The following is a 20,983-nucleotide window of genomic DNA, read 5'->3' on the forward strand; positions in this document are numbered from 1 at the left end:
CTCGATGGCCGCGTTTCGTTATTGACGTGGCGGGAACGACTTCAGTAGTTGATCCAGAACCGCCGTCAAGCTGTCGACATTGTCGGAGTCGAACCATTCGGTGCGGAGACGTTCGTTGATTCCTTGCGGAGTTTCGTGATCGGCGGCAAGTTCCGTCAGGGAGCGGGATTCGTCTCCGAGAGCTCGTCCGATCCCTTGGAACAGTCCACGTATGTAGCGATCCGCATCGTTCGGAGATATACCTTGGCTCGTCGCCCAGGCGGCAATCGTGGTGAGAAAGCGATAGTGGGACGACAGGGTGGCGGTCAAGGCGGAGAAGACGTTGAGTTCGCGTTCGCTCGCTACGGCGAGCGCGCCACCGAGCGATGCGAAAAGGGCGTTGACGTTCGGCTCGTTGGGACTTATGACGGTGATGGCGCGGCGCTCGCGTACGGCGGGAAGCGGTATCGCTCGTACGACGGTCGTATCGGTTGCCAGCTCGCGTCTCACGTCGGCGTTGCCGACTCCGGCCATGACGTTGACGAGGACGGTGGGCCCGTTGATGGTCAGTCCGTCGAAGGCGTCTGCTCGGTCATGTGGTCGGACGGCGAGGATGACGGTGTCGGAGTTGTCGACGACGGCTTGGTTGGTGGGGCATTGTGTGACCGTTTCGTATTGGTGCGCGAGAACGTCGGTGGTTTTGCGGCCGCGTGGGGAGAGGAAGATCTGCGGCGGATGTGTCCGGTCCTCGCAGAGGCCGGTGACGATTGCTTTCCCGATCTCGCCTACTCCGATGATTCCGATGGTGGGCATGGTTGTGTTCTCCCTGTCGTTCGGCGCGATGAAATTGGTTTCTGTGGACTGGGGAGTTGTTCGTTCCACTTGCAATGAGGGTGACCGAGTGCGGTGGAACGAACAACCTCCACGACTACAGTGCGCGTGCTGTACGACAACGAGTGTCGGTGCGAGGTCAGTTCATGGGGACGGTTCCGACGTCTTCGTTGTCTCCCAGGACAACGAACTGTCCCATCATTCCCATGTCTTCGTGTCGAAGGATGTGGCAGTGGTACATGTACGGCAGGTCGGGGTCGGTGTAGTCGGTGAATCGCATGGCGAGGCGGTAGGGGAGGTCCGGTTCCAGTGCGATGGTGTCCTTCCAGCCGCGCAGGTGTTCCGGTGGGGCTGCTCCGTCGACGTCGATGACTTGGAACTGTACGTCGTGGACGTGGAAGTTGTGTAGGAACGGGACTCGGTTGCGTACCGTCCATACTTCGGTCGTGTCGACTCGGACGCCGAAGTCGATGCGTTGCATGTCCATGGTCTTGTTGTTGATTTGGTTCATCCCGTGAAGGTCGAATTCGCGGGTGGTGGTGGGATTGTCGGCGTTGAGGTCGGGCATGTCCACGAGTGTGGCGGGCAGTTCCGGGGAGTCGTCCAGTGAGTCGGCGGCTTTGAAGCGCAGTATGTCGAAGCGATCGTCCATTCCGTTGAAGCGTTGGAAGGGGAACCCGTATCCGAGTTCTGCTGGGAAGGATCGTAGGTCGACGGTTTCGTCTTCTTTGAAGTCCACGATGATTTCGGCTCTTTCGCCGGGGGAGAGCGCGATTCGCTCGGTCGGAAGTGGTTTTGAACGCAGGCCTCCGTCGGTGGCGATGAGTTGGAACGAGCGATCGTCGCTGAATCCGAAGTTGTAGACGCGTGAGTTCGAGGCGTTCAACAGGCGCAGTCGGGCTTTTTTGGTGGTGACGGAGAAGTACGGCCCGTAGGTGCCGTTGACGAGGATTTCGTCGCCCATGATTCCGGAGGTGTTCATGAACGAACTGTCTTCCTCGAATTGGTTGTCCGAGGAGAAGGTCCGGTCTTGCACGATCAACGGGACGTCGTCGATTCCGTAACGGTGCGGCAGTGGCAGCGCGTCGCTGATGTCGTCGTCGATCAGTAGCATCCCGGCCAGGCCTCGGTAGACATGGCGAGCGGTGCGTCCGTGCGGGTGCGGGTGGTACCAGAGGGTCGCGGCGTTCTGATCGGCCGTCCACTCCGCTTCCCACGTGTCGCCTGGGGCGATGCTCTGATGGGGTCCGCCGTCGACGGCGGCTGGTAGGTGGGCGCCGTGCCAGTGGACGGTGGTGTCTTCGTCCAGGTGATTGCGAACGCTGAAGGAGGCGTCTTCGCCGCGCCGGAGACGTACCGTCGGTCCGAGGTAGGAACCGTTGACGCCCCAGGTATCCGTTTTACCTCCCGGTTTGAATGCGGTGGTGCCGGTCTGAATGTCCAGTTCGAAATGCCGGACACCGTTTTTGACCGTGGATTCGGCCAGGGGCGGAACGGTCAGTTCGTTGTCGAAGTCGACGTCGTCGAAGGTGTCGGTGCGATACGTGGAGTAGAGGATCCCGAATCCTCCGGCCGGTACGGCGATGGCGGTTCCGAGTCCGGCGGCGCTCCAGGTGAGGACTTTCCGTCTGTTCATGCTTCAACGATTGCCGTTTTCACGTAGCACGACATCGGCGCGGTGACGGTATTTCACCTACGCCAGGGGGCGTAGTTCTGCCGTCGGGATACTCCAGCCGTCGGCAGGGGCGTGGTACGAACGGCTCATCCGATCGAAGGTAATAGGACTTTCTCGGCGTGTCGTGTGGCGTGTTCGGCTTTTTCGCGCCTTCCGGGTGCGAGGATAGGGCAGAAACACCGGTTTTCAGGTGTTTGACCTCGCACAACGCAGTTGTTGGGCGATGAGGTACCGGTAGGGATCGATGGCGGTCGTTCCGGTGTTCGTCGCCTGAAAGATGAACGGTGTACCCCTATTCATCGGTCCCCCAATTCGGGATGGGAGATTCCAATGCCGCAGAGCGATGCCCCTGCCCGCAGTGATGCACAGGGCGAGGAGACCGGTCACCCTCGTCGCTGGTGGATTCTTGCGATCCTCGTCGTTTCGCTTTTGGTTGTCGTCATTGACAATACGATTCTGAACGTAGCGCTGAAGACGCTCGCCGATCCGCATGACGGATTGGGAGCGAGCCAAAGTGAACTGGCCTGGATGGTCAACTCGTATACTTTGGTGTTCGCCGGATTGCTGTTCGCCTTTGGCGTGGTGGGTGATCGCCTGGGCCGTAAGGTCATGATCATGGCCGGCCTTGTGGTGTTCGGTGTGGCGTCTCTGCTGTCGGCCTATGCCGACAGCCCGCTCCAGCTCATCCTGTTTCGCTCGATCATGGGTATGGGGGCGGCGATGATGATGCCCTCGACTCTGTCGATGCTGCGGGCGGTGTTTCCGGCCAAGGAGTTTCCCAAGGCGCTCGCTGTTTGGACGGCCGCGGTGGGGGCGTCGGGTGCATTGGGTCCGCTGGTCGGAGGCGCTTTGCTGGAACGTTTCTGGTGGGGCTCGGTGTTCCTGGTCAATGTGCCCATTGTCGTGTTCGGGTTGCTGTTCATCGGTATTCTGGCTCCGGAATCGCGTGGTAGGCAGGGGAAACCCGACGTCGTCGGCATGCTGTTGTCGGTGGCGGGACTGGTGACGCTCACCTACGGCATTATCGAAGCGGGAGAAAGCGGCACCTGGAACAATGTCGAAGCCTGGGGCACCATGGCCGTCGGGGGTCTCATTCTGGTGTGGTTCATCTGGTGGGAGGCCATCACGCCACACGCCTCCCTGGACGTGTCACTGTTTAAGAAGCAATTGTTTTCGGTCTCCGCGTTCACCATGACCCTGGTGTTCTTCATATCCATGGGTCTGATGTTTTTCATGTCGTTCTATCTGCAGATCGTGCGTGGATACAGCCCCATGCAGGCGGGGTTGCTTTTCCTCCCGACGGCGATTTCCATGCTGCTTTTCGCACCCGGGTCGAACAACCTGGTTCAGAAATTGGGGCCGAAAACGGTCGGTATCGGCGGGATGCTGCTGTTGATCGGATCGGTACTGGTAGTGACGCGACTGGAGGCGGACACCCCGATCGTCATGATCGTGGTCGCGTTCAGCCTGCAGGGGGTGGGGATGGCCTACCTGATGCCTCCGGCCATGACCACCTTGATGAATGCGATGCCGTCCGATCAGGCCGGGGTCGGTTCGGCGTTGAGCAATACCCTGCGGCAAGTCGGAGGGGCTCTGGGCGTGGCAGTGCTGAGTACGGTCATGGCACAGGATTACCGCCGGTCCTTGACCGAGGAGATCCCGGTGATCCGGGGAGAGGCCCGCGAATCGGTGGCGTCCACGTATGCGGCCCTTGACAGTGTGGACGGTATTCCGCCGCCGGTGCGGATGTTCGTGCTGGAAGCGGCCGATAGGTCGTTCATTTCGGCCATGCACGTGACCGCGTACACGGCGTGCGCGATCGCGGTGGTGGGCCTGATCGTGGTGGCTCTGTTCTATCCGAGGCGGGAACGACAAGATGTGCCTCAGCAGCGACGTGCGGAAACCCCGGATTATCGCGCCAAGATGGAGAATCTGGAATGGGGGCCGCCACTGCCTCCGTTGGGGGAATCCGAGCAGGAACACGGAGAATTGCAGACGGCCGGTCAGGCACCCCGTCGGCATCGACAAGGGCAGTGACGAAAAAGCGGTTGGCCGATCGGCCAACCGCTCACGTCGAATACGAGGATCGACTATTAGCTCATCTTGTTGCCAGCGCTGCGCAGCTGCTTGCAAGCTTCGGCAATACGGGCGGCCATGCCCTTTTCGGCGGCCTTACCGTACGAGCGCGGGTCGTAGACCTTCTTGTTTCCGACCTCGTCGTCCACCTTGAGTACACCGTCGTAGTTTTTGAACATGTGGTCGACGATGGGGCGGGTGAAGGCGTACTGGGTGTCGGTGTCGATGTTCATCTTGATGACACCGTAGTCCACCGCGTCGGAGATTTCCTGCTCGGTGGAGCCGGAACCACCGTGGAAGACCAGGTCGAACGGCTTTTCCTTACCGGTTTCGCGCCCGATCTCGTCCTGGATCTCCTTCAGAATTTCCGGACGCAGGCGCACGTTGCCCGGCTTGTAGACGCCGTGTACGTTTCCGAACGTCAGCGCGGTCATGTAACGGCCGTTTTCGCCGGTTCCGAGCGCCTCGACGGTGGCGCGAGCGTCGTCGACCGTGGTGTACAGCTTTTCGTCGATCGCGGCCGATACGCCGTCTTCCTCACCGCCGACGACTCCCACCTCGATTTCGAGGACGATATTGGCGCGGCGGGCACGCTCGAGCAGGTCGGTGGCGATCTCCATGTTCTCTTTGAGCGGCACCGCGGATCCGTCCCACATGTGCGACTGGAACAAGGGGTTCTCCCCGCGAGCCACACGGTCTTCGGAGACCTTCAGCAGGGGACGAACGAATCCGTCCAGGTGCTCCTTCGGGCAGTGGTCGGTGTGCAGCGCGACCTTGACCGGGTAGTTCTTGGCGATCTCCTCGGCGGCGCGGGCGAGGGCGACGGCACCGGTAACTTTGTCCTTAATGGTCTGACCCGACAGGTAGTCGGCACCGCCGGTGGAAACCTGGATGATGCCGTCCGATTCGGCCTCGGCAAAACCGGCCAGCGCGGCGTTCAGAGACTGGGTCGAGGTGACGTTGATGGCCGGGTAGGCGAAGGAATTCTTCTTCGCCCGGTCGAGCATCTCGTTGTATTCCTCGGGTGTCGCGATAGGCATACTGCCTGCTCCTTACGAATGATCAACGGCACGGAGCCGTGTTTATCAGTTTCCTGAGGCGTGCTGACGGTCCCGGCGGAATGGAATCCGGGAGTCCGAGCCGTTCGCTGCCGTGCAGCGAGCCGCTGTCGTCCATTAAAATACCAGCTCGTTGAGCTGGTTGAATCCGGTTCCCTCCGCATGGTGAAGCACGCCTGAACCCCGACCGGGGGTTGTGGGACTCAGACGCCGCTGTCTGGTTTCCCGCACGCACCTACCTTACTACCGACCCTGTTGGCTCTGCGTGAGCAGTCCGCTTTCCGGACGGCCGAGGGGCGAGCATGGCAGCGGTCGATAAGCCTGCCGTATTGAGCGCATCCTGGAGATTTCGGCGCGGGGTGGCCGCGTAGCGTACTAACGTCAATAACATGAGCGCAGCTTTTGAAATTCATCGCGATGAGGACGATTTCCCCACCGACGGTCCGGAGAACAACGAGGACGAAGCGGTGGAGGAGGTGTATGAGGATGAGTTTCCGCTGGAAGGTGGTGAGGCGGTAGAGGTCGGCCTCCCGCTGGAGTCGAACGAGGCCGACGCCATGGAGCAGCGGCAGGAAGTGCCCGAAGACGACGATGCGGCCGACCGCGAAGCGTAAAGGCTCACGATCGGCCGCCGTCCCCCGGTTCTTACTGGGTGGCCTTAAGCTGGTCAAGTACCCAGGCGAGGTGGAAAGCCTCTTCCTTCCAGGCGTCGTAACGGCCGCTACGGCCGCCGTGACCGGCCTCCATTTCCGTCTTCAACAGCACGTGCGAGCTCGGCGAGGTGTGTCGCAGCTGCGCGACCCATTTGGCCGGCTCGTGGAACCCGACGCGCGTATCGTTCAGGCTGGTGACGGCCAGAATATCGGGATACGTGGAGTCGCTGACGTTCTCATAGGGAGAGTAGGACTTCATGTACTCGTAGACTTCGGCGGACTCAATGGGATTGCCCCATTCGTCCCACTCGGGAATGGTCAACGGCATGCTCGGATCCAAAATCGTGGTCAAAGCGTCCACGAACGGCACCTGAGCGAGAATCCCGGTGAACTTGTCGCCGGCCATATTGGCGACGGCACCCATCAGCAGGCCACCCGCCGAACCGCCACGCGCCACGATCCGATTGCCGTCGGCCCACCCGGTCTCGACCAAGTGATCGGCGACGGAGATAAAGTCGGTGAAGGTGTTCTTCTTCTGCAGCAGCTTCCCGTCGTCGTACCAGGAGCGACCCATCTCGCCTCCACCCCGGATGTGGGCGATGGCGAACACCACGCCCCGATCCATAAGGGACAGGCGGGGAATGGAGAAGTACGGGTCCGATGACATCTCGTAGGAGCCGTAGCCCATCAAGAGGACGGGATTGGTGGTGTCCGGTTCCACGTCCTTGTGCGCCACGATCGAAACCGGCACCAGCGTGCCGTCGGCGGCGGTGGCCCATTCGCGGTGCTGCCGGTAGTCGTCCGGATTGAAGTCGCCGAGTACGGGAGTCTGCTTGCGCAGCATCTTGTCGCCACTGCGCACGTTGTAGTCGTAGATGCTCATCGGAGTGACCATCGAGGTGTATCCGAAACGAATGTGGTGGGTGTCGTATTCGGGAGTGTCGCCCAGCCCGACGTCGTAGAGCGGCTCGTCGAACTCGATGAGCTTCAAATCGCCGACCTTGTCCATCAATGCCAGCTGAGAGAGACCGTTCTCGCGCATCGACACGACCGCGAACTCGGCGAAGGCGTCCACACCGAGCAAACGACGGGCGTCGCTGTGAGGAACGAGTTCGTGGTAATCGGTGGTGTCGTCGACCGGCACCCAACCGAGCGTAAAGTTCTTGGCATTGTCGTTGTGCAAGACGAGGAAGCGATCACCCTGGTGGTCGATTTCCACGTCTACGCCGTCGCGACGTCCGTCACCGAAGATGCGGAATTCCCCGGTCGGGTCGTCGGCGGGCAGGTAGCGGATTTCGGAGGTAATGCTGGAGGCCGACATGAGCATCAGGTACTTTTCCGAACGGGTCAAGCCGATGCCGACACGGAAACGCTCGTCGTCCTCCTGATAGATCAAGGTGTCGTCGTTCTCGCCCAAGATGTGACGCCAGACCTGGTGGGGCCGCCAGGCGTGATCGACCTTGGTGTAGAAGTAGGCGGTTCCGTCGGACGACCACGCACCGCCGTAGAAGGTGTCGGGGACGGCGTCGGATAGTTCCTCGCCGGTGCGCAGATCCTTGAAGTGCAGGGTGAAGCGTTCGTCGCCGGAGAAGTTGACCGAATAGGCCAGCAGATTACCGTCCGGAGACACTTCGGCGGCGCCCATGGAGAAGAAGTCGTGGCCCTCCGCCAGGACGTTGCCGTCCAGAATGACTTCCTCGCCCTCGATGGGCTGTCCCGGTTTGATTTCAGGGGGAACCAAACCTTCGGCCTTGAGACGGCACTGCCGGGCGTATTGCTTGCCTTCCTCGGTCCGACCGTAATACCACCAACCGTGGTGGCGCGTCGGCACCGACAGGTCGGTTTCCTGAATACGGCCTTTGATTTCATGGAAAATCTTGTCGCGCAGCGAATCAAGGTGCGCGGTTTCCTGTTCGGTGTAGGCGTTCTCAGCCTTGAGGTAGTCGAGTACCTCGGGGTTCTCTGGATCGCGCAACCAGTAGTAGACGTCGTTGAAGGTGTCGTCGTGGAACGTACGTTCGTGGTCGTACCGTCCAGCGACCGGAGGTTGGATATCTGCCATGCCCCAAGCCTAGATGAGGCGCTCGCCGACGACGGTCGAGGTGGCGTCACCGGTATGCTTAAAGGATAACTTACCCACGGGTAACGATTCCCACAATCGGTATTCACAGCGGTATCCGTGCGGCATAATTTTTCTTACTATGAAAAATTGCGATTACCGCAATGATTGAATGGGAAGATTGCCGATATGAGTGAGCCCAACGACCGGACAGACGAGGGCCAAGCCCCCGACGAGACACGACAAATGCCAACGGCCGCTGACGAATCAGACGACGCCCCCGCCGCTGAAGTACCCGGCACGCCCGACGCTCCCGAATCCGAGGACACCGAAGAACCCGAAGAGCAGGGACCGTATCTCAAGGCCGACAACCTCAAAGCCCACGGCCACCACGGAACGATCATCGAAAAGTTCAGCGTCTCCGGAGACAAAGGACAAATCGTCGCCGTGACCGGCAATGCCGACACCGGACGCACCACCGCACTCCTCTCCCTCAGCGGTCGATTCCAATTCGACACCGGAGTCCTGACCGTCGGAGGCGAGGACAACCAGCGGGCCATCCGTCAACTGTGCGCCATGCCGACCGCAGAACCGGCCATCCATTGCGACGAATACCACACCATTCGTGACATCGCCTTGGAAACCGAAATCGCCACGCAGAAACGAGCCCAGCGCTCCGAGATCGAAAACTGGATCAGCGACCTTGGCGTCTCCACCGGAGCCCGAACCCTGTGGGGACACCTGTCCCAATACGACAAGAAGCTGGTCGGCATCGCGCTCGCCGCAGCGGAGAACACCCCCGTGATCATGCTGGACGACGTGGATGCCGGTCTCGATGTCGCCGAGAGCGACTTGATATTCGGAGCCGTTCGCTCCGTGGCCGACCGCGATCGACTTGTCGTCGTTTCCTGTGTGCGAGGCAACCCGCCCGCCGATACCGTTATCGCACTTCGTTAAGGACCAACCGTTCATGAGTAGTTTCAAACTCGCCTTCCTCGAGCTCCGTCGCTTCAAAGGACACCCCCTACGCTATGCGGCGTTGATCGCCATTATCCTCATGCCCTTGGTTTATGGAGGGCTTTACCTGGCATTTTCCTGGGACCCCTATGGCAAGACAGATCAAGTCCCGGTTGCGGTGGTCAATCAGGACAAAGGGGCGACGGTGGAAAACTCCGCGACGCAAGAGGAAAAGGCCATCAACGCCGGTGATCAACTGACCTCTCAACTCAAAGAGACCGACCTGCTGGGCTGGAACTTCGTAGATGAGGACCAAGCCATGCAGGGGCTCAAAGACGGAGATTACTACGTTGTCATCACTGTTCCAGAAGACTTCTCCGAGCGTCTGGCATCCCTGGCCGGTACGAACCCCGAACGAGCGGAAATCCAGTTCACACTCAATGACGCCAACGGTTATCTGGCCGGGGTGATGGCCCAGACGGTGGAGCTCAACATACAGCAGCAAATCAATACCGCTGTATATATTACCGCCGCCAAATCGTTGTTCTCAGGACTGGAAGAACTTTCATCCGGTCTTCAGGAAGCCGCCGATGGTGCCTCGGAAATCGAAGACGCGCTGGGCGACGCCAATTCGGGAATGGACGATATCGAATCTGCTTTGGCACAGCTGGAAGACGGTTCCCAGCAAGTCTCCGACGGGGTAACCGAGGCGGTCAATAAGGCGACTCCGATCATTTCCTTCGCGACCGAAACCTGGGACGGTGTTACCGATATCGCTACCACCGCTTCGGACGGCGTTCATGACGCATTGAGCGATATGCAGGCGGTGCGCGACGACGCCTGTGAGACCGAAACCGAGGATGAAAACCTCGCCCCCGTTCTTGAGGAAATGTGTACACGGGCGGAGGACGCGATCAACGCCGCAGAAGGCGTTCAGGATGATATCGACGAACTCGAGTCGCGTATCGACGCGCGGGTCGACACCGACGAGCTGCAACAGGCCCTCGACGACCTGGAGGCCCTGGACTCCGGTGCGTCCGATGTGGCCGACGGCATCGCGGAGACCCATACCGGTGCTACGACCTTGAACGACGGTTTGGACGACATTGAAGACGGTCAGAGCCAATTGGCCGACGAGTTGGACAGTGCCGCGCAGCGCATTCCGTCCACAGACCCGTCCAAAGATGCGGAGAATGCCGACGTCATCGGTAATCCGACTGCCATCGAGGAAACCAATCTGAATCCGGCCGGGACATATGGCCGGGGAATGGCTCCGTTCTTCATTGCGATCGCTCTGTGGGTATTCGGGCTTATCTGCTATCTTCTGCTGCGTCCGGTCAATCCGCGTGCGCTGCTCGGTACCATGCGTTCGGTCCCCATCGCGCTGGGAGGTTGGATGTCCGGGGCCTTCTTGGGACTGCTTTCGCTGCTGGTATTGTACGTCACGCTGCAAATGGGGCTTGGACTTGATCCCAAGTACGCCTTGGGGACGATCGGATTCGGTGTGCTGGTGATTCTGGTGTTCTCGGCGCTGACACACTTGCTGAAACTGGCGTTCGGTGCGGCCGGTTCGCTTCTGATCGTGGTGTTGTTGATGATTCAGCTGACGTCGGCGGGCGGACTCTATCCGCCTGAAGTGACACCGGGCTTCTTCCGCATTCTCCATCCGCTACTGCCCATGAGCTATGTGGTGGACGGTTTCCGCGTCACCATCAGCGGCGGCGAGATGGACCATCTCCTGCGGGCTTGCCTGGTGCTGGTCGGCTATGGTCTCGCGGCGGTAACGGTGTCCACCTTGCTGGTCATGAGGCGGCGACGGATGACGATGAGTCAGTTGAAACCGCATCTGGAGATCTAGCCTGCCGTTTCGTCTGACATGACGGCGCCTTGTAGACGTCGGTCACTTTCGGGGCGGGTGCGCTTGCAGCCGTCCCGAAGCGATGCGGTAAGCTATGGCAGGCGAGACAAGCGCGAGCTTGTTACGTTTCGCTGGGAAACCAGCGAGGCCAGGTAGCTCAGTTGGTACGAGCGTCCGCCTGAAAAGCGGAAGGTCGCCGGTTCGACCCCGGCCCTGGCCACCGAGAATGAGCCCGTCACCAGGAGAAATCCCGGTGGCGGGCTTTTTTGCGTTCTCGTGTTGTCCGCTGAATTCCGTAGCTAAGGGCACAATAGGTGCACGATCCCTTGTGGAACCAGCTTCGGCCTGAGCGGTCGTCTCCGGGCAAGGCCCCGGAGACGACCGCTCAGGCGCGTGCGACGACGTCACTCGTCATTGCGGGGAGGTCCCGGCAGTTCCGGCGGACCGCGGTCGTCGTCTTCATCATCTTCGTCGTCGTCATCATCGTCATAGTCGGATCCGTCTGAGATGAGGATGTAAATCGGCGCTCCGGACGGTGCTGATCCGGTGACGGACGTGGAGTAGGCCTGCCCCTTCGGACAGGACGACGGGGACTGGGTCGGTGACACCCGTGCTTGGAATCCAGCGGCGGAAATCTTCGATACCGCGTCGGAAGGGTCTTCGCACTTGATCTTGGGTACTTTGACCAGATCGTCGCCCTTGATCATCTCCTTGGTGGGAGGCTCCCAGTCGCCTTCTTTGGAGGATGTGGTTTTCAGGATGTCGAGTCCGGTGTCGATGACCTTGTCTCCCCAGCCGCGCGCGACGTTGGTGTGGGTGTAGCTGTCCGGGTCTCCGACGAAGGTGGCGGTGGTGGCGGACGGGGTTGATCCTACGAACCAGTACGCGCGCTCTTCGTCGGCGGTACCGGTCTTGCCGAAGATCGGTTCGCCGAATCCGGACGCCTGTTTGGCGGTCGCACCGCTGCATCGGGTCTTGTCGCCGTCATAGGCGACAGTGCAGTGTCCGGCGCTGACGGCGGCGTCGGCGATCTCCTTATCGATCACCTGCTCGCAATCAGGTTGAGTCGGTTCTTCCCACTCGGTTCCATCGGAGTCGTAGATGGCCTTGACCGGAAGCGGCTCGCAGTGTTGACCTCCAGCGGCCACGGTGGCGAACGATTCGGCCATGTCGATGGGAGGTATGGGATCAAAGCCAAGAGTGAAGGTTCCGAGCGAAGTGTCGAGAGTACCCGCTTCCTTGCCCTTCTGGAGCGCCGAGTCCGGTTCACGGAACTCCACGCCCAGACGCTCGGCCATCTCGACGGCCTTGGAGACTCCCACCATTTCCTGCAATTGCACGAAGACGGTATTCGAGGAGCGGCCGAAGGCCTTCCATAGGTTATAGGTGCCGCCGCTCATCCAGTCCGAATCGTTTTCGGGGCACCATTGGTCGCCGCATACGGCCGTCGCGCCTTCACCCGCCGCATAGATGGACGGGTACTCCCGAGGGCTGGGGATGGTGGTGCGGAGTGGATAACCCTCTTCCAAGCCCGCCAGAAGTGTGAACATTTTAAACGTCGATCCGGCCGGATACCCGTACGAGGCGTCGTTTCCGCTGAGGAGCGGAAGCGTGGTGTTGGGATAATTTGACGGGATATCGGTGCGTTCGTCATAGCGTGGACCGTTGTTGGATTGGTCGAGGCTGTAGACCCGGTTGATCGCCATGACGGTGACGTGACCGGTTCCCGGGGTAAGTGCGACCGAACCGTGCGCACGCTGATCGTCGTTGTCGGCCTTATCGTGCACGGAGTCCATGGCCTTCTGCTGTGCCTCCGGGTCGAGCGAGGTGACCACATTGAACCCGCCGCGCTTGAGGAGATTGAGGCGTTCTACTCTGGACTCTCCGAACGCCTCCTGTTCCGCCCACCAGTCGGTGAAGTAATCGCAGAAGAATCCCCAGTTGTTCGGTTCCGCGGCGTTGCATTCATTGCGTGCCGGGCGTGGGTCGAGGTCGAGTCCCTCGGATTTCGCCTGGGTGGCCTTTTGTGAGGTAATCCGTTCATCGTCGGCCATGCGATCCAATACCCAGTTGCGACGATCCAGGATTCTGTCCTCATTGGTCGTATCCCCGATCAGCAGCCCGTCGGCGTAGGAGGGGTATTTGGGAAGGGCGGCAATGAAGGCGGCCTGATGCAACTCGAGTTCCGCCGGTGCCGTATTGAAGTACGTATAGGAGGCCGCGTGGACACCGTACGAGTGGTTTCCGAGGTAGACAACGTTCAGATATCCCTCGAGAATGTCGTCTTTGCTGAGCTCCTTTTCCAAGTCAAGGGCGTACTTGATTTCCCTCAGCTTCCGGTCGGGGGTGCGCTGGGTGGCCTCAATGATGTCGGCGACCGACGTCGAGTTGTACCGCAGGGTATTGCGGACGTACTGCATGGTGATCGTCGAAGCGCCGTGGGGGTTGTCGCCGGAGATCGTCGCAGCGGTGGCGCGTATCAGTCCGGGGAAATCGACGCCGCCATGATCTCGAAAGTTGGAGTCCTCAGCGGACAACACGGCGTCGACAACGTTCTGCCCGTTCTCTTCCAGGGGGATCTGACGTCGGTTTTCTTGAAAGAACCTGGTGATGAGAGTCTCGCCGTCACTGGCGAACACGTTAGTCGTTTGTGGAGCGTGGGCTTCGGTCAGTTCGGTGGGAAGGGTATCGTAGAAATCGAGCGCCTTGTCGGCGACGTAACCCGGTCCCGCCACGATGGGAAGTACGAGCGCGGCGACGAGTATTCCGGCCAATATCGAGCCGGACACGAGTTTGAATAGGGAACCAATGGGGCGGAGGACTCTCAGCTTCTGCACCCCTCCAGCTTAGTTGCTGACTCGTGTTCGCCTTTTGATCCGGTCGGTGGATACCTGCGTATCCAACATTTCGAAGTCGGAAAAGGGTTGATCTGTCTCCGAATCGTTATGTTTTAATGACCTTAGCTATATCTGAAATTCCCTCCGGTGTTCACCCGAACGTGATCAATTTCGCGTCGGATAGTAGTCAAATAACAACTAAGGGTGTATTGTCTGACATACGGCAACAATGAGTAGCGTTACCAACACGTATCGCCGTAAGTGGGTATGAAGGGAAACCAGACAGGGAGGTCCAGCAGATGGGACTGCTGATCGACTGGACGACGAAGGCCCTATGCCAGGAGGGCGATCCGGACGCCTTGTTTGTTCAAGGTGCGGAACAGAATAACGCCAAGAAAATTTGCCGGGGATGCCCAGTCAGACTGGAATGTCTCGCCGATGCGCTCGACAATCAAATCGAGTTCGGGGTATGGGGCGGAATGACCGAACGCGAACGGCGCGCCCTTCTGCGGAAACACCCGGGAGTGCGGTCGTGGCGTCGCGTCTTCGAGGCAGCCCTCGAAGAGGAGCAACGCAATGCGAAGAAGAAAGGCATGCGTATGCCCACCTCGATTGGTGGATTAATTCGCATTGAAGATAACCCACTGCGCCTTACCGGTGGTAGTGGGTTTTCTTATGCGGACAATGGCCCACTAATGTGAAAGTATCCGATGACATGTCGGTCATGGGACTGTGCAGCGGAGTGAAGAACTCCCGCAAACCGTCCAGATCCGCGATCTCAACCCCCCGCAACGGCACCTCTCGCACCGGTATCTCCGGAAACGCCGCCGAAAAACGAGCCGCGATGTGCTCTTGTGTGCTGCGACGCCGAGCCATCTGGGCATGTACCTCCAACACCCCGGCGGCACCCGCACCCGGATTCACCGCTTCCAACACCTCCGCCGCAGCCGAAGCCCGGTCGGCCGACAGACAGGCCAACAACGGTTCACACTGATTCAACACCAATCCCGCGACCGGTAGCCGCTCCGATTTCAAACGCCGCGAAAAATACACCGCCTCCGCAACGGCGGGTTCGTCGGGGATCGCCACCACGAGAAACGCCGTCTCCGGGCTGCGCAACACCGAAAACGTGCGGTCCGCGCGCTCGCGAAACCCGCCGAAGGTGTCCTGCAAACCGGCGGTGAACTCCGCGATGTCGGTCAGCAAATGCCCGCCGAGAACCTTATTGAAGACTCGAGTCATCACCGCCGCGCTCGTACCCATCAGCGAAAGAACCGAGCGACGAGGTCGGCCCGGCACGGAAGCGGCCAGCATGCGAATCATCGGCCCGTCCATGAGGCGCGCCAATCGAGCAGGCGCGTCCAGGAAATCCAGCGCCGACCGTGACGGGGGAGTGTCGACGACGATCAGATCCCAGCGGTCCTCCGCACGCAGACGGCTCAAACGCTCCATCGCCATGTATTCCTGTGTGCCGCTAAACGTCGTGGATAGGGCCTGGTAGAAGGGATTTGCCAGAATCGAGCGCGCCTTCTCGGGTTCGGCCTGTTCGTTCACCACCTGATCGAAAGTCTGCTTCATGTCGAGCATCATCGCGTCCAGACTCCCGTCGCGGAGCCCCTCGATACGGTGTGGCTCATTTCCGAGTTCATTGAGCCCGAGCGCCTGTGCCAAACGTTTGGCCGGGTCGATGGTCATGACCACGACTCGTCGCCCGTGCCGTTCCGCAGCGTTCAACGCCACCGCAGCGGCCGTGGAGGTCTTACCTACACCGCCCGAACCACAACAGACGATGATACGACGATCAGGGTCGCCGGTTATTCCGTCGATGTCGAAGTCATTCACGATCGCACTCCTCTCCGGCCTGCCGCACCACCTCGGCGATCCGATACAGACCACCGGCGTCCACACCCTCGACCAGTTCAGGGACCAACATTCCGTCAATGTCCCGCCGGGCGAGCTCATCGCGATACTCGCGCTGCGCTCGTACCTGGCCAAGCCGGCGTTCGTACTGAGCGGTCAACGCCTCGACCATTCCGTCCGCGCCGTCGATGTCAACCTGATTGAGCGCCTGACGTAGAGAGGAGTCATCCACTTCAGGGTGATCCTGGCTCACCGTCCGATTCAACATGACCGCGCCCACCGGCAGTTCGACACCCCGCAACTCCGCGATCGTGTCCAAACTTTCCTGAACCGACATGGCCGTAGGAAGGGTGGCGATATGAACCGCGGTTTCCGGCGAATGAAGCAACTTCGCCACCGAACGCGAATGACGACCGATCGGACCCGTCTTCGCCAGCCGTTTACTCTCCACCGTCACATTGAGAAAGCGAGTGATACGTCCGCTGGGAGGCGCGTCGACGACCACCGCGTCATACGACCAGCGACCTTGCTGCGAACGCGACGTGATCTCCTTGATCTTTCCGGTCAGAAGAATGTCCTTCAAACCAGGGGCGACCGTGGTCGCGAAGTCCACCGCGCCGGCCTTCCGCAGCACCTTCCCCGCATAACCCATGTGGTAGTACATCTCCAGGTACTCCAGGAACGCTTTATCGATGTCGATCGACAGGCCGTAGACCTCTCCACCTCCGAGGCCGGAGGTCACCAGGCGCTCCCCGTAAGGCAGCGGAGGAATCCCGAAGGTAGTGGCTATTTCCTGGCGGTCCTCCAACTCCACGAGCAATATCTTCTTCCCGGCATCGGCCAATGCCAAGGCCAAGGAGGCCGCCAGCGTGGTTTTACCGCTGCCTCCCTTTCCGGTGACGAAATGCAGCCGCGGGGGAGGCCCGGACGACGTTCGCATTGAACTCACAATCCGATACTACCGTTCATGCCGGATTCAATATCGATAGGCGGACATCAATTCTCAGTGAGCCCGCAGATCATCCACTGCGGTTCAGAATCCTCCGCCACCAGATCGAACTCCAGCGTGGCGGACTGTGTGCCGGAAATGGAGAACTCCGCTTCGACGGTGGCCTCACCGAGCGACCGTGAGGTCTCGGTAACGTTCCCCCACTGCAGTTCTTCGTTCGCCGCCAGCACCCCCAACTGCGCCACCGCGTCCTCGAAGTCGCGAGTTGATTTCTGCTCGCAGGTCCATTCCGCCGCGGCGGCGGAGTCCTGCTCGTCCAACAGGGCGGTGAGAAACGACTCGACGGTATTGCTCGGGGTGTCGTTGACCTCTTCGAAGTCGACGAAAAAACGCATGGCGACCCACACCATCGCCGCCATGAACAAGCACGCGGCGATAACGGTCGCATAGGTCCACTTCCTTCGCCCCGGCGCGGACAGTCCATCGTCCAGGCTGGAAATACGTCGGTGATCGGAGTCGGCCGTGGGGTGTTCGGCGTCGTCGCTGGTGACTTGGGTTTTGATCGGATTCTTGGTAGGCACAGAGACTCCCTGTGATGGTCGAAACATTATGGGAGGCGACGCTGGACGCAGTGTATCGACCCCCGTGACGGCGGTCAATGCACCACGAACGGCTTAACGAACAAGAGGGCGGAAAGGTTACGAGCCGCTACCGTCCAGCTCGGTCGAAAGCGGGAACCACACAACACACCGGGTGGATTGGGGAATTCGCACCGGAGCGCTTAAGCTGGAGATATGAATGACGTCATCTCATTTTCTCGTGGAGCGCCGTCCCTCGACATCATCGATGTGGAGGGGCTGAAACAAGCCACCGCGGCCGCTCTGGACGAAGACCCGGCCCGTACGACCACCTATGGCACCTCGGTTGGGTACGTGCCACTACGGGAATGGATCGCGGCCAAACACGACGTCGCACCAGAGAACGTAGTCGTCACCAACGGCTCGATGCAAGCCGACGCCTTCCTCTTCGACCAGTTGGTCAGCCCCGACTCCCCGGTGGTCGTCGAACGTCCCACCTACGACCGGACCCTGCTCGGCCTGCGCAATCGCCAAGGACAGTTGCACCCGATCGGAGTGGAATCCGACGGAATCAACGTCGATGAACTGGAACAACGCCTCAAAGACGGGCTCCGCCCCGTCATGGCCCACATCATCCCCAACTTCCAGAACCCGGCCGGAGTGACGTTGACCGAAGAGAAGCGCACCCGCCTGCTCGCGCTCGCCGAAGAGTACGACTTCACGATCTTCGAAGACGATCCTTACCTGGACATCCGGTTCCGTGGGCAACAGCTTCCCACCCTCCTGTCACAGGACACCAACGGTCGAGTGGTGTACGCGTCGTCGTTCTCGAAGACCGTATGCCCCGGTCTGCGGACCGGCTACCTCATCGGCCCGGCCGACCTGATCGCAAAGGTGGCGAAAGCCGCGACCAACACCTACATCGCGCCCAACCAGTACGCCGAATCCACCATCTACCAGTTCGCCAAATCGGGTGCGCTGGAGCGTTCGATCGCCACGGTGAAGGAGGCCTTGGAGGCTCGTGTGGACCAGTTGGCCGCCAGCCTACGCGCCCACCTGCCGAACGCCTCGTTCGTGGTTCCGGACGGGGGATACTTCCTCTGGGTGGACCTTGGTGAAGGCGTGGACTGCGCGAAGGTACAGGCCGCCGCGCTCGACGAAGGAGTGCAGGTGGTCAAGGGGACCGACTTCGTGGTCGACGGTGGCGAGTCCTGCCTGCGTCTGGCCTACTCGGCCGTCGCGGTCGACCAAATCGACGAAGGCGTGCGTCGCCTCGCGAAGGCGGTCGAAGCCACGCGTTAATCGCGGCGTTCGACGCTTAATGAGTGCTCGTGAGAGGTATCGGGACGGTGTCTCCACGAGCACTCGCAACGCTTTTACGGGTGGTTATTACGATTGGCCGACACAGTCGGAACGCCCGGCCCGGGTCCGTGTGCGGCTTCGGGCCACTAGCGAGATTCGATGGGCGCTTCGTCAGCGGTAACGGAGGCGGCCGCTTCAGCGTCGGCACGATCCCAGCTTTCGGAATCGTCAAGGATTTCATCGGCGAGCAATTCTTCGCCCATGCGTTCGGTACGGCGCTTATAAGCCCAGTAGGTCACCGCTCCGGCCACCACAGCGCCAAGTGAGGCGAAGCCGACGATTACCGGCCAGTTGCGCTGTTTGGCCTGGGAACTCGAATTGCCGAACTTGACCATGACGGCACGCATTTTCGGGGCCGCCGCCTCACGCGCTTGATCAGAAGCGGTTACCGCAGCGTTCTTAAAGTGGGTGGCACCCTGGGAGAGAGAATCTTTCACTGCGTTCGTGGACGATTTGCGGCAAAAACCCATTATGAAGCCTCCTTCGATATTGCTGTTGTTCATACTGCCTTGCTTTGTGACGCTCGACCGGCAAAACGCTAAGAAAGTTGGAGTCGGCTTGGTCATCTGGCACCATGGACGCCATGACAGACGCAACGCTACACACCAATGTGGGCGACATCAACATGACGCTTTTCGACCTACAAGCTCCGAAAACCGTCGAAAACTTCGTTGGTCTCGCGGAAGGCACCAAAGACTACATCGACCCCAATACCGGACAGCCCGGTTCGGGACCTTACTACAACGGTGTTGTCTTCCACCGCGTTATCGACGGCTTTATGATCCAGACCGGCGACCCGACCGGCACGGGAACCGGTGGCCCCGGGTACAAGTTCGGCGACGAGATCCACCCTGATCTCCACTTCGGACAACCGTACCTCCTCGCCATGGCCAACGCCGGCCCCGGAACCAACGGCAGCCAGTTCTTCATCTCCGTGCAGCCGACGCCGCACTTGACCGGCCGTCACACGATCTTCGGTGAAGTCGCCGACGACGAGAGCAAGCGTGTGGTCGACTCCATCGCCACAACGCAGACCGACCCGAAGGACCGTCCGGTTAACGACATTGTGATCGAATCGGTGGAAGTCAAGCGCTAAGACTGTTCCGCTCGGTCTCACCACAGAGACGTTCAGGCTAATCCGCCGTAACGGGAACCCCCGGACAGCACTATTGGGGAGGACCGTTGCGGCGGAGTATTATCGAGCCAATTCGTGCTGACTGGGAGGCCGGAAAGGGAATTCATGGACGACGACCAAGTACCGGTGTGTTATCGCCACAAAAACCGGGAAACGTACCTGAGCTGTGTACGCTGTGAGCGGCCCATCTGCGTGGAATGTCGTCGTGAAGCGCCCGTAGGTTTTCAATGCCCGGAATGCGTGCGCCGAGACAACAAGACGGTACGTCAGGCGCGAACCCGATTCGGAGCCACTCACGGTCTGGGTGAAAAGGGCATTGTCACCTTGACCCTCATCGGCCTTAACGTGGCCGTCTTTCTCTTTACCTTGATGTACGGCACCGGGGTATTCCTCGGCCAGGTCACGCCGTTGCACGCCGCCTTCAGCTTCATGGGTATCAACGGCGACTTCGCCTTCGTGCTCGCCGACCCGTTCGGCCAGGTACAGGCCTGGTCAACTGTGGCGGGAGGTGGCTACTACCGCTACATCACGTCCATGTTCCTGCATTACGGTGCTCTTCACCTGCTCATGAACATGGTGGTGCTGTGGATTATCGGACGGGTCCTGGAAAAGGACCTCGGACCGGCCCGCTTCCTCAGCCTCTATCTCATTTCCGGCCTGTTCGGTGGGCTGCTTACCCTCTTCTTTTCACCGACGTCATTGGCGGCGGGAGCCTCTGGGGCGATCTTCGGTCTCTTTGGGGCATTGCTCCTGGTCAACCGCAAACTCGGACGAGACAATTTCGGCCTCTACGTGATCTTGGCACTGAACCTGGTGATCACCTTCGGCAACGAAAGCATCTCCGCGACCGGCCACATCGGCGGATTCATCGGTGGGCTGTTGTGCGGCGCCGTACTCACTTTCGCCCCCCGAGAGAAACGCGCGGTCTATCACTGGGTAGGCTTCGGTCTCCTCGTAGTGGCAGTCGTAATGTTGACGCTCGTCCGAGCCGGAACCCTTCTGACGGGGGCAACGACGGTCACCTAAAAGGACCGAACGTGCGGAGATTGCCGAACACAAGGCGGGACGGCGGTAAAGTCGGTTCCACCTTCCCGGCTCGGCGATAAATCCTGGGAA

17 protein-coding genes and 1 tRNA gene are annotated in these 20,983 nt (G+C 60.2%); 9 read left to right on the forward strand and 9 right to left on the reverse strand.

Annotated features, from left to right (window positions below; all coding sequences use genetic code 11):
• Positions 1-18: 18 nt before the first annotated feature.
• Positions 19-792, reverse strand: coding sequence for an NAD(P)-binding domain-containing protein (locus HALAL_RS0107675; protein WP_025273441.1), 774 nt, complete (start codon positions 790-792; stop codon positions 19-21).
• Positions 793-949: 157 nt separating this feature from the next.
• A complete protein-coding gene (locus HALAL_RS0107680) occupies positions 950-2,446 on the reverse strand; it encodes a multicopper oxidase family protein (protein ID WP_025273442.1) in 1,497 nt (498 codons plus the stop codon).
• 369 nt (positions 2,447-2,815) lie between these two features.
• Between HALAL_RS0107680 and HALAL_RS0107685 the strand changes: the two genes are divergently transcribed.
• On the forward strand, positions 2,816-4,522 hold the full coding sequence (locus HALAL_RS0107685) for an MFS transporter (RefSeq protein WP_025273443.1): 1,707 nt from the start codon (positions 2,816-2,818) through the stop codon (positions 4,520-4,522).
• A 56-nt stretch (positions 4,523-4,578) separates the two neighbouring features.
• Here HALAL_RS0107685 and fbaA read toward each other — a convergent pair whose 3' ends face one another.
• Positions 4,579-5,601 (reverse strand): class II fructose-bisphosphate aldolase, encoded by a 1,023-nt coding sequence (gene fbaA, locus HALAL_RS0107690; RefSeq protein ID WP_025273444.1) that lies wholly within the window; start codon positions 5,599-5,601, stop codon positions 4,579-4,581.
• A gap of 407 nt (positions 5,602-6,008) precedes the next feature.
• Between fbaA and HALAL_RS0107695 the strand changes: the two genes are divergently transcribed.
• Entirely contained in the window at positions 6,009-6,233 is a 225-nt protein-coding gene (locus tag HALAL_RS0107695) for a hypothetical protein (protein ID WP_025273445.1), read from the forward strand.
• Positions 6,234-6,264: 31 nt separating this feature from the next.
• Here HALAL_RS0107695 and HALAL_RS0107700 read toward each other — a convergent pair whose 3' ends face one another.
• On the reverse strand, positions 6,265-8,334 hold the full coding sequence (locus HALAL_RS0107700) for a S9 family peptidase (protein ID WP_025273446.1): 2,070 nt from the start codon (positions 8,332-8,334) through the stop codon (positions 6,265-6,267).
• 186 nt (positions 8,335-8,520) lie between these two features.
• On the opposite strand from HALAL_RS0107700, the gene HALAL_RS0107705 reads away from it, so the two are divergent.
• From HALAL_RS0107705 to HALAL_RS0107715, 3 genes are all read left to right on the forward strand, one after another.
• Positions 8,521-9,288, forward strand: coding sequence for an ATP-binding cassette domain-containing protein (locus HALAL_RS0107705; RefSeq protein WP_025273447.1), 768 nt, complete (start codon positions 8,521-8,523; stop codon positions 9,286-9,288).
• Between the two features lie 13 nt (positions 9,289-9,301).
• Positions 9,302-11,146 carry a YhgE/Pip domain-containing protein gene (locus HALAL_RS0107710; RefSeq protein WP_025273448.1) on the forward strand — a complete coding sequence of 615 codons (1,845 nt, stop codon included), beginning with the start codon at positions 9,302-9,304 and terminating at the stop codon, positions 11,144-11,146.
• A gap of 146 nt (positions 11,147-11,292) precedes the next feature.
• A tRNA-Phe gene (locus HALAL_RS0107715) sits at positions 11,293-11,366 on the forward strand.
• 184 nt (positions 11,367-11,550) lie between these two features.
• Here HALAL_RS0107715 and HALAL_RS0107720 read toward each other — a convergent pair.
• Entirely contained in the window at positions 11,551-13,983 is a 2,433-nt protein-coding gene (locus tag HALAL_RS0107720; protein WP_025273449.1) for a transglycosylase domain-containing protein, read from the reverse strand.
• 299 nt (positions 13,984-14,282) lie between these two features.
• Here HALAL_RS0107720 and HALAL_RS18090 point away from each other — a divergent pair, with 299 nt between their 5' ends.
• Positions 14,283-14,684: a WhiB family transcriptional regulator gene (locus HALAL_RS18090; protein ID WP_025273450.1), complete on the forward strand. Its 402-nt coding sequence runs from the start codon at positions 14,283-14,285 to the stop codon at positions 14,682-14,684.
• Here HALAL_RS18090 and HALAL_RS0107730 read toward each other — a convergent pair.
• The 3 genes from HALAL_RS0107730 to HALAL_RS0107740 are packed head-to-tail and all read right to left on the reverse strand — an operon-like array spanning position 14,635 to position 17,373.
• Positions 14,635-15,825, reverse strand: a complete 1,191-nt coding sequence (locus tag HALAL_RS0107730; protein WP_169732380.1) for an ArsA family ATPase — start codon at positions 15,823-15,825, stop codon at positions 14,635-14,637. The two genes, HALAL_RS18090 and HALAL_RS0107730, sit on opposite strands and share 50 nt — an antisense overlap.
• On the reverse strand, positions 15,818-16,783 hold the full coding sequence (locus HALAL_RS0107735; RefSeq protein WP_025273452.1) for an ArsA-related P-loop ATPase: 966 nt from the start codon (positions 16,781-16,783) through the stop codon (positions 15,818-15,820). Before HALAL_RS0107735 ends, HALAL_RS0107730 begins: the two co-directional genes overlap by 8 nt.
• Before the next feature lie 56 nt (positions 16,784-16,839).
• Positions 16,840-17,373 (reverse strand): hypothetical protein, encoded by a 534-nt coding sequence (locus HALAL_RS0107740; protein ID WP_025273453.1) that lies wholly within the window; start codon positions 17,371-17,373, stop codon positions 16,840-16,842.
• A 213-nt stretch (positions 17,374-17,586) separates the two neighbouring features.
• On the opposite strand from HALAL_RS0107740, the gene HALAL_RS0107745 reads away from it, so the two are divergent.
• Positions 17,587-18,672 (forward strand): aminotransferase-like domain-containing protein, encoded by a 1,086-nt coding sequence (locus HALAL_RS0107745; protein WP_025273454.1) that lies wholly within the window; start codon positions 17,587-17,589, stop codon positions 18,670-18,672.
• 146 nt (positions 18,673-18,818) lie between these two features.
• Here the strand turns inward: HALAL_RS0107745 and HALAL_RS0107750 are convergent, their stop codons facing one another.
• Complete coding sequence (locus tag HALAL_RS0107750; protein ID WP_025273455.1) at positions 18,819-19,202, reverse strand: hypothetical protein; 384 nt, start codon at positions 19,200-19,202, stop codon at positions 18,819-18,821.
• A 113-nt stretch (positions 19,203-19,315) separates the two neighbouring features.
• On the opposite strand from HALAL_RS0107750, the gene HALAL_RS0107755 reads away from it, so the two are divergent.
• Together HALAL_RS0107755 and HALAL_RS0107760 are read left to right on the forward strand one after the other, a co-directional pair.
• A complete protein-coding gene (locus tag HALAL_RS0107755) occupies positions 19,316-19,828 on the forward strand; it encodes a peptidylprolyl isomerase (RefSeq protein ID WP_156937662.1) in 513 nt (170 codons plus the stop codon).
• Between the two features lie 279 nt (positions 19,829-20,107).
• Positions 20,108-20,893 (forward strand): rhomboid family intramembrane serine protease, encoded by a 786-nt coding sequence (locus tag HALAL_RS0107760; RefSeq protein ID WP_211240447.1) that lies wholly within the window; start codon positions 20,108-20,110, stop codon positions 20,891-20,893.
• Positions 20,894-20,983 lie beyond the last annotated feature (90 nt).

Origin of the sequence: Haloglycomyces albus DSM 45210 (assembly GCF_000527155.1) — a bacterium.
In the GTDB taxonomy this organism is placed as follows: Bacteria; Actinomycetota; Actinomycetes; order Mycobacteriales; family Micromonosporaceae; genus Haloglycomyces; species Haloglycomyces albus.